11 protein-coding genes and 1 pseudogene are annotated in these 13834 nt (G+C 69.1%); 8 read left to right on the plus strand and 4 right to left on the minus strand.

Annotated elements, in window-relative coordinates; all coding sequences use genetic code 11:
• Nucleotides 1–609: 609 nt before the first annotated feature.
• Nucleotides 610–1722 carry an alkene reductase gene (locus ACFU53_RS41145; RefSeq protein ID WP_384004701.1) on the plus strand — a complete coding sequence of 371 codons (1113 nt, stop codon included), beginning with the start codon at nucleotides 610–612 and terminating at the stop codon, nucleotides 1720–1722.
• A 292-nt stretch (nucleotides 1723–2014) separates the two neighbouring features.
• Here the strand turns inward: ACFU53_RS41145 and ACFU53_RS41150 are convergent, their stop codons facing one another.
• The gene (locus ACFU53_RS41150) at nucleotides 2015–3133 is read right to left on the minus strand and encodes a fatty acid desaturase family protein (protein WP_384004703.1); all 1119 of its coding nucleotides are present in this window, start codon (nucleotides 3131–3133) and stop codon (nucleotides 2015–2017) included.
• Nucleotides 3134–3140: 7 nt separating this feature from the next.
• Nucleotides 3141–4202, minus strand: a complete 1062-nt coding sequence (locus ACFU53_RS41155; RefSeq protein WP_384004705.1) for a ferredoxin reductase — start codon at nucleotides 4200–4202, stop codon at nucleotides 3141–3143.
• Between the two features lie 87 nt (nucleotides 4203–4289).
• On the opposite strand from ACFU53_RS41155, the gene ACFU53_RS41160 reads away from it, so the two are divergent.
• On the plus strand, nucleotides 4290–5426 hold the full coding sequence (locus ACFU53_RS41160; RefSeq protein WP_384004707.1) for a helix-turn-helix domain-containing protein: 1137 nt from the start codon (nucleotides 4290–4292) through the stop codon (nucleotides 5424–5426).
• Between the two features lie 579 nt (nucleotides 5427–6005).
• Nucleotides 6006–6344 carry a thioredoxin domain-containing protein gene (locus ACFU53_RS41165; RefSeq protein WP_319235853.1) on the plus strand — a complete coding sequence of 113 codons (339 nt, stop codon included), beginning with the start codon at nucleotides 6006–6008 and terminating at the stop codon, nucleotides 6342–6344.
• Between the two features lie 171 nt (nucleotides 6345–6515).
• Here ACFU53_RS41165 and ACFU53_RS41170 read toward each other — a convergent pair whose 3' ends face one another.
• Nucleotides 6516–6665 carry a hypothetical protein gene (locus ACFU53_RS41170; RefSeq protein WP_384004709.1) on the minus strand — a complete coding sequence of 50 codons (150 nt, stop codon included), beginning with the start codon at nucleotides 6663–6665 and terminating at the stop codon, nucleotides 6516–6518.
• Between the two features lie 192 nt (nucleotides 6666–6857).
• On the opposite strand from ACFU53_RS41170, the gene ACFU53_RS41175 reads away from it, so the two are divergent.
• From ACFU53_RS41175 to ppk2, 3 genes and pseudogenes are all read left to right on the plus strand, one after another.
• Nucleotides 6858–7028: a hypothetical protein gene (locus tag ACFU53_RS41175; RefSeq protein WP_384004711.1), complete on the plus strand. Its 171-nt coding sequence runs from the start codon at nucleotides 6858–6860 to the stop codon at nucleotides 7026–7028.
• A 37-nt stretch (nucleotides 7029–7065) separates the two neighbouring features.
• Nucleotides 7066–7295 (plus strand): annotated as a pseudogene (locus ACFU53_RS41180) (hypothetical protein).
• Between the two features lie 18 nt (nucleotides 7296–7313).
• Nucleotides 7314–8207: a polyphosphate kinase 2 gene (gene ppk2, locus ACFU53_RS41185; RefSeq protein ID WP_384004713.1), complete on the plus strand. Its 894-nt coding sequence runs from the start codon at nucleotides 7314–7316 to the stop codon at nucleotides 8205–8207.
• A gap of 195 nt (nucleotides 8208–8402) precedes the next feature.
• Here the strand turns inward: ppk2 and ACFU53_RS41190 are convergent, their stop codons facing one another.
• A complete protein-coding gene (locus tag ACFU53_RS41190) occupies nucleotides 8403–9368 on the minus strand; it encodes a D-2-hydroxyacid dehydrogenase family protein (RefSeq protein WP_384004715.1) in 966 nt (321 codons plus the stop codon).
• Between the two features lie 605 nt (nucleotides 9369–9973).
• Here ACFU53_RS41190 and ACFU53_RS41195 point away from each other — a divergent pair.
• A complete protein-coding gene (locus tag ACFU53_RS41195; RefSeq protein WP_384004717.1) occupies nucleotides 9974–11929 on the plus strand; it encodes an amino acid transporter in 1956 nt (651 codons plus the stop codon).
• Between the two features lie 618 nt (nucleotides 11930–12547).
• Nucleotides 12548–13621, plus strand: coding sequence for an NAD(P)-dependent alcohol dehydrogenase (locus ACFU53_RS41200; protein ID WP_384004718.1), 1074 nt, complete (start codon nucleotides 12548–12550; stop codon nucleotides 13619–13621).
• Nucleotides 13622–13834 lie beyond the last annotated feature (213 nt).

Raw genomic sequence — 13834 nt, forward strand, 5'->3', positions numbered from 1 at the left:
CTGCCTTTCGGCGGCGTCGGCGAAAGCGGCATGGGCCGCTACCACGGCCGGTACTCCCTCGAGACGTTCAGCCACCTCAAGGCCGTCGCGGACGTGCCGCTCAACTAGGCCCGCACCTTCGTGGAGCAGGCTGTCCGATGGGCGATCGGCCGGTGGAAGTGCCTCAGGCCGGTGAGAATGAGGAGCGCTGAGATCGCTGTTCCCGCCACCGCCGGAAGCGCGTTCCAGGTGAAGCCGTGTATCGGTCCTCTTCGCGGGGGCGCGTCGAGGGAGTCGGTCGCGGCGCGGCCTGCAGACACCGATCTGTACCGACTCCGGCGGCGGCACCCATGACTTCGTCACCTGGCTGACTGCTGATCGTGCGCAAGGAGCGAACGCCCGTACTCCGGCGGGCAGTTGCGCTTGACCGACGCCGACGCCGACGGCATGCGGCTCTCACCGCGTTCGCCGCCAACACCACTCACACCCCGATCGCGGTCATGGAACCGCGTCACCGTCAGCGGGCCCACGCCTGCCCGAGGACCGCATCCGCGCCTCCGCCGGGACAGCGTGGACCCCCTGCGTCGCAAACCTTCATCCCGTTTCCCTCCGTATTGCAGAAAGAAACCCATGACTGTCAACACTTCAGAAGTTTCGCCCTTTCCGTCGCTTTTCTCCCCTGTCGCCCTCGGGAAGATCGAGCTCGCCAACCGCATCGTCATGGCCCCGCTGACCCGGGTCCGGGCCGGCTCCTCCGGCATCCCCGGGGACCTGATGGTCGAGTACTACCGGCAGCGGGCGAGCGTCGGAATGATCATCACCGAGGGCACCTACCCCGACCACGCGTCGCAGGGGTATGTCGGCGAGCCGGGCATAGCCACCGACGAGCAGGCGGCCGGCTGGCAGCGGGTGTTCGAGGCGGTGCACGCCGAGGGCGGCCGCATCGTCCTGCAGATCATGCACGCCGGCCGCGGCACCCACCCCGACATCAACGGCGGCCGCCGCATCCTCGCCCCCAGCGCGATCGCCATCGACAACAAGACGTTCACCGAGAAGGGCGAGCAGCCCTACCCCGTACCGGAAGCGATGACCACCGCAGAGATCCGGGCAGCCCTGGAGGACTTCGTCACCGCGGCCCGCCGGGCCATCGAGGCGGGAGCGGACGGCGTGGAAATCCACGGCGCCAACGGCTACCTGCTCCAGGAGTTCCTCTCCCCGGCGGCCAACCAGCGCACCGATGGATACGGCGGCTCGCCGCAGAACCGTGCCCGCTTCGTCGTCGAGGTCGTCACGGCGGTCGCCCAGGCCGTCGGTGCCGAGCGGGTCGGGCTGCGGATCTCGCCGGAGGTCGACCTCGGGGACGTCTTCGAGACCGACCGGGACGACGTCCTGGCCACCTACGGCACCCTGCTCGACCAACTGCGCCCGCTGGGCCTGGCCTACCTCTCCGTACTGCACACCGAGCCGGGCGGCGACCTTGTACAGGAGTTGCGGCGGCGCTTCGACGGCAAGCTGATCGTCAACAGCGGCCCCTTCGGGGGGCAGACCACCCGCGAGCAGGCGCTCCAGCAGATCGAGGCCGACCACGCCGATGCCGTGGTCGTGGGCCGGGCTCTCATCGCCAACCCCGACCTGGTCGAGCGCTGGCAGGGTGGCCACCCGGAGAACGAGCCGCGGCCGGAACTGTTCTACGGGCCGGGCGCGGAAGGCTACACCGACTACCCCTTCCTCGAAGCGGCTTGAGGCCCACGGTCACGCCTGTCCATGCGGCAGCCCCACTCACACATGGACAGGCGCCCGACCGGCGACACTGTGCCCGTCCCTTTGAGCCCGCGGTCACACCGGCGATCACCGGCTCGAGGACCGTCGGGTCCGTCAGGGCGGCGCACGTCCAGGCAGCGCAGGCGGAAACAGGGCTGCCCGGGTCCCGTGTCGTACGGTCTGATGTCGCGGCTGCCCACCCCGTCCGCAACGGATCTCACCGAACCCGGCGGTGCCGCCGGTACGGCCGAAAGATCTGAACCAATGCCGGGAATCAGGCCGCGACGAGCTCCTGCTCGCGGTCCGGCGTCTTGGCCTTGGGCTTCTTGTTCGGCAGCGAGAGCCGGAAGACCTTGCGCCACGCGGAGAACACCTGCTTGGGCAGCGGCCCGGTGACGTACTCCAGCTCGTACTTTTCGAACAGCGCGCGCACCTTCACCGCGACCTCGGCGTACCGGTTGCTCGGCAGGTCCGGGAACAGGTGGTGCTCGATCTGGTGCGACAGGTTGCCGGTCATGAAGTGCATGGCCCTGCTGCCGCTGATGTTCGCCGAGCCCATCATCTGGCGCAGGTACCACTGGCCGCGCGTCTCGCCCTTGATCGACCGGCGCTCGAAGACCTGCACGCCCTCGGGGAAGTGCCCGCACATGATCACCGAGTGGGTCCAGACGTTGCGGACCAGGTTCGCGGTGAACGTGGCGGCGAGCGTGGTGAGGAACGACGGGCCCGACAGCAGCGGGTGGATCACGTAGTCCTTGAGGACCTGCTTGCGGATCTTGCGGCCCACGGCCTTGGCCCGCGCGCGGAACTCCGGGTTGTTGCGGCGGCGCTTGTGCAGGTTCTTGCCGAGCTCCAGGTCGTACGCCGCGATGCCGTACTCGAAGAAGCAGGCGTTGAGGAAGTTCCACAGCGGCTGGCCGAGGTGGAACGGGTGCCACTTCTGGTCCTCGTCGACGCGCATGATGCCGTAACCGAGGTCGTTGTCCTTGCCGATCACGTTGGTGTACGTGTGGTGCAGCTCATTGTGCGAGTGCTTCCACTGCTCGGACGGCGAGACGTGATCCCACTCCCAGGTGGTGGAGTGGATCTTCGGGTCCCGCATCCAGTCCCACTGGCCGTGCAGGATGTTGTGGCCGATCTCCATGTTGTCCATGATCTTCGCCACGGACAGACCGGCGGTGCCGAGCAGCCACGCGGGCGGGAAGATCGAGAACAGCAGCACGCCCCTGCTGACCAGCTCGAGCTTGCGCTGTGCCGAGATGACCTTACGGATGTAGGCGGCGTCTTTCTCGCCGCGGCTTGCGATCACCTCGTCGCGGATCGCGTCCAGCTCGCGGCCAAGCTCCTCGATCTGCTCCGCGGTCAGGTGGGCGGTGGGGTCGATGGCGGTCAAGGTGCTCCTACCGTTCGATGTCGCAGGGGCCCGCCGCGGCGGACACACAGGTCTGGATGAGGACGCCCGGCTCGGCCTCGGTGATCTCGCCGGTGCGCAGGTCGCGGACGGAGCCCGCCTTGAGCGGCGTGACGCAGCCGAAGCAGATGCCCATGCGGCACCCGGAGGGCATGAGCACGCCGGCCTCCTCGCCGATGTCCAGCAACGGCGTGGCGCCGTCCGCGTCGACGGTCTTGCCGGTGGTGCTGAACGTGACCTCGCCACCGTTACCGTCGCCGGCGACGGCGATGCTGGGGCGGAAGCGTTCGGTGTGCAGGCGCTCTTGTACGCCGTGCTCGCTCCAGTGCTCTTCGGCGGCGTCGAGCAGGCCCGCGGGCCCGCAAGCCCAAGTCTCGCGCTCGGCCCAGTCGGGCACGAGTTCGTCGAGACGGGCGATGTCGAGCATGCCGTCTGTGGCGGTGTGCACCTCGGTGAGACGCAGCTTCTTGTCCGCGACCAGGTCGTGCAGTTCGTTGCGGAAGATCACGTCTTGTGGCTGTGGCGCGCAGTGGACCATGACGACGTCGTCGAACTCGGTGTCGCGCAGCATGCCCATCACGGGCGTGATGCCGCTGCCGGCCGTCAGGTAGAGCACCTTGGCGGGCTTGGCCTGCGGCAGCACGAAGTCACCGGTCGCCTGGTCGAGCTGGATCAGCGTGCCCGGTCTGGCCCTGCGGACCAGGTGGTTGCTGACCTTGCCGTCCGGGATCGCCTTCACGGTGATCGTGACGCGGCCGTCCTGGCGGTTTGTCGGCGAGGTGAGGGAGTAGGCACGCCACAGGCGCACCCCGTCGACGTCGACCCCGATCCGCACGTACTGACCGGCTGTGTGGCCGCGCCAGCCCCGTCCCGGCCTGATCACGACAGTCGCGGCGTCACCCGTCTCGGGGTGCACGGCCTCGATGCGCCCACGCAGGTCGGCGCCCGCACGCAGCGGGCTGACCAGGTCGAGGTAGTCCGACGGCAGCAGCGGCGTCGTGACCATCTCCAGCAGTTTCCACGCCCTGCTGCGGAGGGCTGTACTCGTCATGACTCCAGCTTGCTGCGCCTCAAGGCGTAAAGTCCTGACCGCAGGACGTAAATCTGGCTGGCTGAATTGTTCGCAGGGAATAGAAACGTGAGCCATGCAATCCGGAGGGCCAGCGAACTGGCCCTGGATGAGACGACGGTCACCGCACTTCGGGCCGCGCTGAAGACCACCGCCGACGAGGTCGTCCAGGCGATCATCGACGAGGTCCCTCCCTACGCCAACGCCCTTTCGGGCCACATGGGCGCCACCATCCGCCGAGCCGTCCGCACCGCCCTGGGGCACTACCTGGACCGCGCAAGCGGGAACGCCACAGGCGGCGACGCCGGTGACGCAGCCTACGAGCTGGGCCGCGGCGAGGTGCGCGACGGCCGTTCGATGGACGCCCTGCTCAGCGCCTACCGCGTCGGCGCCCGCGTGGCCTGGCGATGCCTGGCAGCGGGTGCCGTACCCGCAGGTCTGCCCGCCGCCGAGGTCGCCAAGTTCGCCGAGCTGACCTTCGCCTACATCGACGAGCTCTCCGCCGCGAGCGCCGCGGGCCACGCCGACGAACTGGCCGCCCGGGGCAGGGACCACGAGCGCCACCTGGAACACCTGGCCCGCGACCTCCTCGCCGGCGCGAGCCCGGACGTGCTGCTGGCCTCTGCTCAACGGGCCGGGTGGCAGCCTCCGGTTTCACTGACCGCGGTCCTGCTGCCCGCTGCCCAGGCCCGGCCTGCCTACCGCGCGCTCGACCCGAGCACCCTCGTCCTCGACGATCTGCCGGACGCCTTCGGTGTGCTGCTCGTCCCCGATGCCGACCGATCACATCTCTTGCGGCAGCTGACCGACCGCACCGCCGTGGTCGGCCCGGCCCGCCCGTGGACTCGTGCGTCCGCCTCGTACGCACGCGCCGCACGCGCGCGCTCCCTCTCCTCTGATATCCGCGACACCGAGGACCACCTGCCCGAGCTGGTGCTGAGCGCCGACGTGGACGCGTTCGCAGACCTGCGTGCCCGAGCCCTCGCACCGTTGCGGACCTTGCCTGTCGCGACCGCACGGCGGCTGGAGGAGACGTTGCGGGCGTGGCTGCTGCACCAGGGCAGGCGGGACGAGGTGGCGGCGGCGTTGTTCGTCCATCCCCAGACCGTCCGGTACCGGATGTCGCAGCTGCGGGAGCTGTTTCCGGATCTCGCATCGCCACACCGGGTCCTTGAACTGACGCTGGCGGTCGGTCTCTTGAACTGACGCTGGCGGTCGGTCTTCGGGTCAGCTGACGCGTACTTCGACCGTCCACGACCGCGTCCGCGAGCGGTCCAGGAATCGTGCCTCGTTCTCGGTGCCATCAGCCGGCTCATGCGGCCCGGGGAAGAGCGGTATCAGCCAGCTGAGACCGGGGGTTGATGTGAAGACCGGACAAGGCCTCGGGAAGCCCGTCGGGGGCGCTGTCTCTGAGAAGCGCGGTGGCGGATACGGCTCGACTGGATCCGGTGGACGATGCGCACCGGCCCGCTCATCGAGTATCTGGTCGGTGATCTGGGACGTTATGCCCTGGAAAACGGCTTTCATGTCGTCGTGGAGGGCGCTGTCCTGTCACGAGCTGACCCACGGGCGCGCGGCGGGCTGCAGCTGGGGGACCGGCGGGGCGGCCAGGTCGGGTCACCAGGGGCGGGGTGCCGAGCCGCTCGCGCCGGAAACCACCGTGGTTCTGCGACGGCCCCGTGCCTCCCTTCCGACAGGTCAACCGGACGACCGACCGGGCCGGCCTGGCACACCGCGCGAGGGATGATGGGGATGGAATGACGGAATGTGAGGTCAGGAGCTTTTATGGCGAAGCGGGTTCACCGACCCCGTGAGGACGCGGAGTTCAATTTCATCCTCGGGATGAGCGGAGTTCCGGTCCTCGCATACTTCACCGGGACATGGCCCAAGGCAATCGAGCCCTGCCGGGTGATGGACCTCGTCGTGGGTGGCATCGCCGACGACTACACAGGCCGCCTGACGGCCGTCCGCGCCGACATCACGCGTTGTCCGGCCGCAACCGAGCGATACGGGATCACCGGAGCCCCGTCCTACGTCCTGCTGAAGGAGGGAGAGGCGGTGGCGCACGGCACGGGGCCTATGACCATCGCCGAGGTACGGAAGTTCCTGGACGGCCACCTCTGAGCGGCCGCTGCGGCACGGGGCCGCGACGCCACACGTCTCGTCTATGGGAGCTGCGCCGCCTGAGACACCTTGGGGCTGAGACACCCCCACAGGTCACACAACGCCGTCGAGCACCACTGGACGATTCCCGAACTCGCCGGTCACATCCGGTCAACCTCGTTCCTACCGCCCTCAGTGCTCGCCGATCACGCCTCCGAGTTCGACGCCGACCTCACTGCCGAACTCGGCCGCCATACGGCCGACGACCGCCTCACCGAAACAGTCGACTTCGCCTACGAACTGGTCACTGGTCAGCTCCCGCGTGACCGCCAGGACATACATGGGTCACCGCGCTGAGGCGCTGCCCGGGACAGTGCCGACACGGAGAGTGACCGCACCCCACAATGTGCGCCGGCGCCGAGAACCCGGCACCACCCGCCGGAACACCAGACTCGTAGTGGCATGACCACGCGCATGCGTACTCTTTGCCTCCGCTTCGCCGCCCGTACGCCTCAGCTTGCTTGCATCGACGGTATGGACCACATCACGTTCCTCGTGGCAGTCGTCATCGTCACGGCCCTCGCCGTGGCCGCCTTCATCATCCTCATGTCGCGCCGCAACCCGGTACACGCGTCCAACGCCAACGAGACCCACGAGGTCAGTGTCCGCGGCGCGGTGCCGACAGAGGTCTCCACCGCCGCCTGAGCCGCCCGAGTCAGGGAGAGCGAGGAGAGTACGAACGATGCAGCTGGACTGGAGCGCCCTCGGCGAGGTCGCCGCGGTGAGTACCGGAGTCACGGTCGCAGTGGTCGTCGTCTTCGCCCTGGGTGTGCTGGGGCCGGCCCGCGCGGAAACCGCTCGCGAGGGCGACGGGGCACCGACGCGGTGGGGCTCGGCGTGGCCGGGCTGTGCTTCCTTGCGTGCGCCGCGGTGGCGTACGAAATCTATCTGATCGTGCCGCAGTTCCAATGATTCTCCCGGGGAGTAGAGATGACCCAACTGCTGAATGACATGCGCGTCGACTACAGCGACCACGACGACCCGGTACTGATCCGGCCCGACGGCAGTCCGGTGGACACCTGGCGGGAGAACTACCCGTACGCCCAGCGCATGGAGCGCGGGGAGTACGACTGGCACAAGCGGCTCCAGCAGATCGAGCTGCTGAAGCTGCAGAGCTGGATCAAGGAGTCGGGGCGCAGGCTGGTCGTCGTCTTCGAGGGGCGGGACGCGGCAGGCAAGGGCGGCACGATCAAACGCTTCACCGAGCATCTCAACCCGCGCGGCGCACGGGTGGTTGCCCTGGAGAAGCCGACCGAACGCGAGCGCGGGCAGTGGTACTTCCAGCGGTACGTCGAGCATCTGCCGACGGCCGGGGAGATCGTGCTCTTCGACCGGTCCTGGTACAACCGGGCCGGCGTGGAGCGGGTGATGGGCTTCTGCACGGACGACGAGTACCGGCGCTTCATGCGGCAGGCACCCGCCTTCGAGCGGATGCTCGTCGACGACGGCGTGGACCTGGTGAAGTTCTGGTTCTCGGTGTCGCAGGGCGAGCAGCGCACCCGCTTCACGATCCGTCAGGTCGATCCCGTACGGCAGTGGAAGCTCAGCCCGATGGACCTGGCCTCGCTGGACCGCTGGGACGACTACACCTCCGCGAAGGTCGCCATGTTCCGCGAGACGGACACCGAGCAGGCCCCGTGGACCGTGGTGAAGAGCAACGACAAGAAGCGGGCCCGCGTAGAGGCCATGCGCAGCGTGCTGGCGCGCTTCGACTACACCGGCAAGGACCACGAGGTGGTCGGCCGACCGGATCGGAGGATCGTGGGCGAGGCGGCGACCCTGCTGGAGGCCGGGGAGGACGACGACCTCCAGGACGGCTGGTAGGCGACCGTCAGGGGGAGCATCCCGCCGGCCTCCGCGAGTGAGGTCCGCCTAGGGTCAGTCGGCTGTTTCTCCCACACCAAGACATCTCCATCACCGCCGAGATCATCGCCCACGCCCACCGCGGCACGGGCCTGCCCCTGTCGCAGCGCACCGGGCCCGTCCACCGGCCCGTTGACGGAGCGCCCGGAGAAGATCTCAGGCGCCCGTCAGCCGGCGGACCGGGGTACCAGCCAGGAACGCGGTGATGTCCTCCACCGCTTCCGTGTAGAAGGTGCGGTAGTTCCGCTCGGTGACGTAGCCCAGGTGCGGCGTGGCGAGCACGTTCGGCAGGGAGCGCAGGGGGTCGTCGGCGGGGAGGGGCTCGGTCTCGAAGACGTCGAGGCCCGCTCCGGCGATCCAGTCCTCCCGCAGGGCGCGCAGAAGTGCCGGTCGGTCGACGATGGCGGCGCGGGAGGTGTTGATGAGGCGAGCGTGCGGGCGCATGGCGCGTAGTTCCGGCTCGCCCAGCAGGCCCCGGGTGCGGTCGGACAGGACGAGGTGGACGGACACGAAGTCGCTGTGGCGGAGCAGGTCCTCCTTGCTGTCGGCCAGTTGGGCTCCGGCTTCGGCCGCCCGCTCGGCGGTGAGGTTCTCGCTCCAGGCGAGGACCTCCATGCCGAAGGCGGTGGCGACGCGTGCGACCCGGGTGCCGATCTTGCCGAGTCCGAGCAGGCCCAGGGTGCGGCCGTGCAGGTCCTGGCCGACGGTGGACTGCCAGGGGCCGCACTCGCGCAGGGCCCGGTTCTCGGCGGTGATGTGCCGGGCGAGGCCGAGGAGGAGGGCCCAGGTCAGTTCGACGGGCGGGGTGGGGCTGCTCGCCGTACCGCACACGGCCACGCCCTGGGCCTGGGCCGCGGCGAGGTCGATGGAGGCGTTGCGCATGCCGGTGGTCACCAGCAGCCGCAGCCGGGGCAGTCGGCGCAGGAGGCCGGCGTCGAAGGGGGTGCGTTCCCGCATGATCACGACGATTTCGCAGTCGGCGAGTTCGGCCACGAGCCGGTCCCGGTCGGTGATGTTCTCGCGGAGAGTGCGCACCTCGACCTGACCGGCGAGGGGGCTCCAGTCCGCCAGAGTCAGAGCGGCGCCCTGGTAGTCGTCGAGCACAGCGCAGTGGAGGGTCATGCGGACAGTCTGCCTTTCATCGGTCCGCACGTCGGGTGCGGGGGCAGGTCGTCGATGACGACGGTGGCGGCCAGAGCCCCGAGCGGTGGCGCCAGCAGGTACACCGCCAGGAAGGGCGTGTCGCCCGCGAGCACGGCCGGGCCGAACCGGCGGACGGGGTTGGCGACTTCGCCAGAGCATCCTGAAGCCGCCCCGGCAGTCAGCGGCTCCGCCGGCGGCGATCAGTGCTCGTCGGCGGCCCGGTCTGAACCGGTTGAGCGCAGAAGTCGCTTGCCCCTCGCTCCGCTTGCGGTCGTAGGAGATCCGGAAGTCGGGGCGCCCAGTCACATAATGCCAACGGCTACCTCACCGCCCCCGGCCCCTGAGCGCACCGGTCCTCGCCCGCTGGAGCGCCGACGCCACCCGGTCGACCGCCTGATGCTCTGCTCCCCTGGCTCGACGGTGTCCCGCAGCGCCCGTCCCTCGGCGACCGACGCAGACCTTAACGCGGTCTTGACGCCTCCTGAGCCCGCTCCCCATAGCCCGGGCATCTCTCCTTGCTTACGCTGTTGCGGCGGTCCCCCGATGGCCGGAACCGTTCGTATCACCGCACGTCAGGAGCGTTCATGGCCGCCACGGAGGGCACCCGTACCAGCCGCCTGCAGGCGTGGATGCTGGAGGGCCTGTCCGACATGGGCAAGGGCGGCGGCCACACCGGACCGCACGCCGAGCCTCAGCCCGCGCACAAGGGCCAGCCCTGGTGGCGCGTGATGTGCCTGACCGGCGTCGACTACTTCTCCACCCTCGGCTACCAGCCCGGCATCGCGGCATTGGCGGCCGGCCTCCTCTCCCCCGTGGCAACCATCGTCCTCGTGATCGTCACCCTCGCGGGCGCCCTGCCCGTGTACCGACGGGTGGCGGAAGAAAGCCCCCGGGGCGAGGGCTCGATCGCGATGCTGGAACGCCTGCTGACCTTCTGGAAAGGCAAGCTCTTCGTCCTGACCCTGCTGGGCTTCGCGGCGACCGACTTCCTGATCACCATCACTCTCTCGGCCGCGGACGCCTCCACCCACCTGATCGAGAACCCCCACCTGACCGACGTCCTGCACGACAAGCAGCTCCTGATCACCCTCATACTCATCGCCCTGCTCGGCGCGGTCTTCCTCAAGGGCTTCCTGGAAGCCATCGGCGTCGCCGTGGCCCTGGTGGGCGCCTACCTCGCGCTGAACGTCGTGGTCGTGGTGACCGGCCTGTGGCACGTGATCACCGAGGGCCATGTCGTCACCGACTGGACGACCGCGCTGACCGCCGAACACGGAAACGTTCTGGCCATGATCGGCGTGGCTCTCCTGGTCTTCCCCAAACTCGCGCTCGGCCTCTCCGGCTTCGAGACCGGCGTGGCCGTCATGCCACACGTGCAGGGCGACCCGGGCGACACGGAGGCGAATCCGAAGGGCCGCATCCGGGACACGAAGAAGCTCCTGACCGCAGCCGCTGTGATCATGAGCGTCTTCCTGATCTGCACGAGCTTCATCACCACCCTCCTCATCCCGGAGAAGGAGTTCGAGCCCGGCGGCGACGCCAACGGCCGCGCCCTCGCCTATCTCGCCCACGACTACCTGGGCAACGCCTTCGGCACCATCTACGACGTCTCCACGATCGCCATCCTCTGGTTCGCCGGCGCCTCCGCCATGGCCGGCCTGCTCAACCTGATGCCCCGCTACCTCCCCCGCTACGGCATGGCCCCGCACTGGGCCCGCGCGGTCCGCCCCATGGTCATCGTCTTCACCCTCGTCGGCTTCCTCGTCACCTGGATCTTCGACGCGGACGTCAACGCCCAGGGCGGCGCCTACGCAACAGGCGTACTGGTCCTGATCAGCTCGGCGGCCATCGCGGTGACGATCGCCGCCCGCAAGGCCGGCCAGCGCAACTGGACCATCGCCTTCGGCATCATCTCGGCGGTCTTCCTCTACACCACCGTCCTGAACGTCATCGAACGCCCCGACGGTGTGAAGATCGGCGCCTGCTTCATCGCCGGCATCATCCTCCTCTCCCTCCTCTCCCGCCTCGCCCGCGCCTTCGAACTGCGCGTGACGAGCGTGGAACTGGACGACATGGCGGAACGCTTCGTACGGGACGCCGCCCACCGCAAGATCCGCTTCATCGCCAACGAGCCCGACAACCGCGACATCACCGAGTACCGCGAAAAGATCGAACAGATCCGCCACGACAACGACGTCCCCACACCCGAGGACTTCATCTTCGTGGAAGTCACGGTCACGGACCCCTCGGAGTTCGAAGCGGGCCTGACCGTCCGAGGCGACGTGATGCACGACCGCTACCGCGTACTGACACTGGAATCCTCCTCGATCCCCAACGCGCTGGCCGCCCTGCTCCTGCACGTCCGCGACACGACCGGCGCCATACCGCACATCTACTTCGAGTGGACCGAGGGCGGCCCCTTCGCCAACTTCCTCCGCTTCTTCCTCTTCGGCCAGGGCGAAGTCGCCCCCGTCACCCGAGAGGTCCTGCGCGAGGCGGAACGAAACCGCAGCCGACGCCCACGAGTGCACGTAGGCTGACCGGCCGCCCACGGCACCCGCCGGCACCGCCGAGCGCCGGAACTCTGGAAATTGCTGATATCTGGTCGATGAACAACACCGTCGCCCTGCTGCGCACCGAAGTCGGCCGTAACCCCCACGACAAACCCCTGACCGACCTCATCGGTGAACTCGTCACCCGCAGCGAGGACTTCCGTGCCGCCTGAGCCGGCACAACGTGCGCCTGCACTACAGCGGCCTGAAGCTGAAGCACTTCCACCGCCCGGTCGTCGGCGACCTCACTCTCGCTTCGACGCCCTGCGGCTGCCGACGCAGCCGACGCTGAGCCTGACGGTCATGACTGCGGAACCATGCTCGGTCCAGGAAGACACCTCAAGCTGCCGGCCGGCTGGGCAACCACCGACGAGGCACCGCCCAGTGAGGTTTCAGGCCAGCGAACCCTGCGAGATCCGCGGAACCTAACTCACTTCAAATCTGGTTTCAATGACCGATAGCTGCGGTTCGAACCTCGTCAGCCCCGAAAACACCCCGGCAAGAACGAGCACAAGCCAGTAGCTACCAGCATCGGCGAGGCTAGGACCAGCGGCAGGGCCGGGCTCGAACGGCCCGCATGTCAACAGGTGGCGCGAGGAGGGCGGAATGCGAGCGGTCCGGCTGACGCACTGGGGCGGCCCACCCGTGGTCACCGAAGCGGAACGCCCCGCACCGAGGGGCGAGGAGGTGCTGGTGCGGGTCGAGGCGGCCGGGCTGTGCGGCTCCGACCTGCACGTCCTCGCCGCGAAGCCCGACGCCCTGCCCTACCTGCCCCCCTTCACCCTCGGGCACGAGGTCGCCGGCCGGGTGGCAGAGCTGGGCCCGGACGCCATCGGGCCGCGGACCGGGGAGCGGGTGGTCGTGTACGGCCCCTGGGGCTGCGGGCGGTGCGGGCGCTGCGCGGCTGGCGCGGAGAACTACTGCGACCGACGCGCCGCGCGGGACGAGGCACGCACCGGGACCGGTGCCGGACTCGGGCGCGACGGCGGCCTGACCGACTTCCTGCTCGTGCCGTCCGGGCGCCTCCTGCTACCGGTCGGTGACCTCGACCCCACCCAGGCCGCCCCGCTCTCCGACGCCGGGCTCACCTCGTATCACGCCGTCACCGGAATCCGGCCGGCGCTCGCCGACGCTGGTGTCGGCGTCGGCGTCGGCGCGAGTGTGGTCGTCATCGGCATCGGCGGCCTGGGGCATCTGGCCGTCCAGATCCTCCGCGCCACCGCATCGGCCCAAGTGCTCGCGGTGGACATACGGGAGGAGGCGATCGCCCTCGCCGACGAGTGCGGCGCGCACTTCGGGACGGTCGTACGTGCAAACACGGCCGATGTCCTGCGGAAGCGGACCGCCCGCGCGGGCGTCGACGCCGTTCTCGACTTCGTCGGCACCTCCGCCACGCTCCGGTTGGGGCTGAGCGTCCTGCGGTCGGGCGGAGTCCTCTCCCTCGTCGGCAGCGGTGGCGGGGAACTGACGGTCCGCAAGCCGGGAGCACTCCCTCCGGGACTGCGGATCTCGCTGCCGTTCTGGGGCACACGGCCCGATCTGGAGCAGGTCGTGGCCCTCGCGCGCTCCGGTGCCGTCAGGGTCGCGACCCAGCGGTTCCCACTGTCCCGCGCCCTGGAGGCAATCGACACGCTCCGCTCCGGCGGGGTCCGTGGGCGGGCCGTACTGATCCCCGACTGAAACGAGCCGCAAAAGATCCTGAACCGAACTCAGGTTTCCTTGAAAGCCGGACATGGGCCTCGCCGACCGCGCCCCGGTGTGGAGGTGGAGGTGGACCGCCTCGGCCGGTGCGGACGAAGGACTAGTGATCTGGTTCGGAGATGCGTGAGCAGTAGCGGCAGATGCGGTCGAGGATCTGGTCGGCAGTCTTGGTCCATTTGAAGGGTCTGGCCT

The sequence above is a fragment of the Streptomyces sp. NPDC057474 genome (assembly GCF_042802555.1).
In the GTDB taxonomy this organism is placed as follows: domain Bacteria; phylum Actinomycetota; class Actinomycetes; order Streptomycetales; family Streptomycetaceae; genus Streptomyces.

Coding starts and splice junctions, on each gene's coding strand:
- ACFU53_RS41145 (WP_384004701.1), top strand. CDS start 610: ATGACTGTCAACACTTCAGAAGTTTCGCCCTTTCCGTCGCTTTTCTCC.
- ACFU53_RS41190 (WP_384004715.1), bottom strand. CDS start 9,368: ATGACCCTCCACTGCGCTGTGCTCGACGACTACCAGGGCGCCGCTCTG.
- ACFU53_RS41165 (WP_319235853.1), top strand. CDS start 6,006: ATGGCGAAGCGGGTTCACCGACCCCGTGAGGACGCGGAGTTCAATTTC.
- ACFU53_RS41175 (WP_384004711.1), top strand. CDS start 6,858: ATGGACCACATCACGTTCCTCGTGGCAGTCGTCATCGTCACGGCCCTC.
- ACFU53_RS41170 (WP_384004709.1), bottom strand. CDS start 6,665: ATGTATGTCCTGGCGGTCACGCGGGAGCTGACCAGTGACCAGTTCGTA.
- ACFU53_RS41195 (WP_384004717.1), top strand. CDS start 9,974: ATGGCCGCCACGGAGGGCACCCGTACCAGCCGCCTGCAGGCGTGGATG.
- ppk2 (WP_384004713.1), top strand. CDS start 7,314: ATGACCCAACTGCTGAATGACATGCGCGTCGACTACAGCGACCACGAC.
- ACFU53_RS41155 (WP_384004705.1), bottom strand. CDS start 4,202: ATGACGAGTACAGCCCTCCGCAGCAGGGCGTGGAAACTGCTGGAGATG.
- ACFU53_RS41200 (WP_384004718.1), top strand. CDS start 12,548: ATGCGAGCGGTCCGGCTGACGCACTGGGGCGGCCCACCCGTGGTCACC.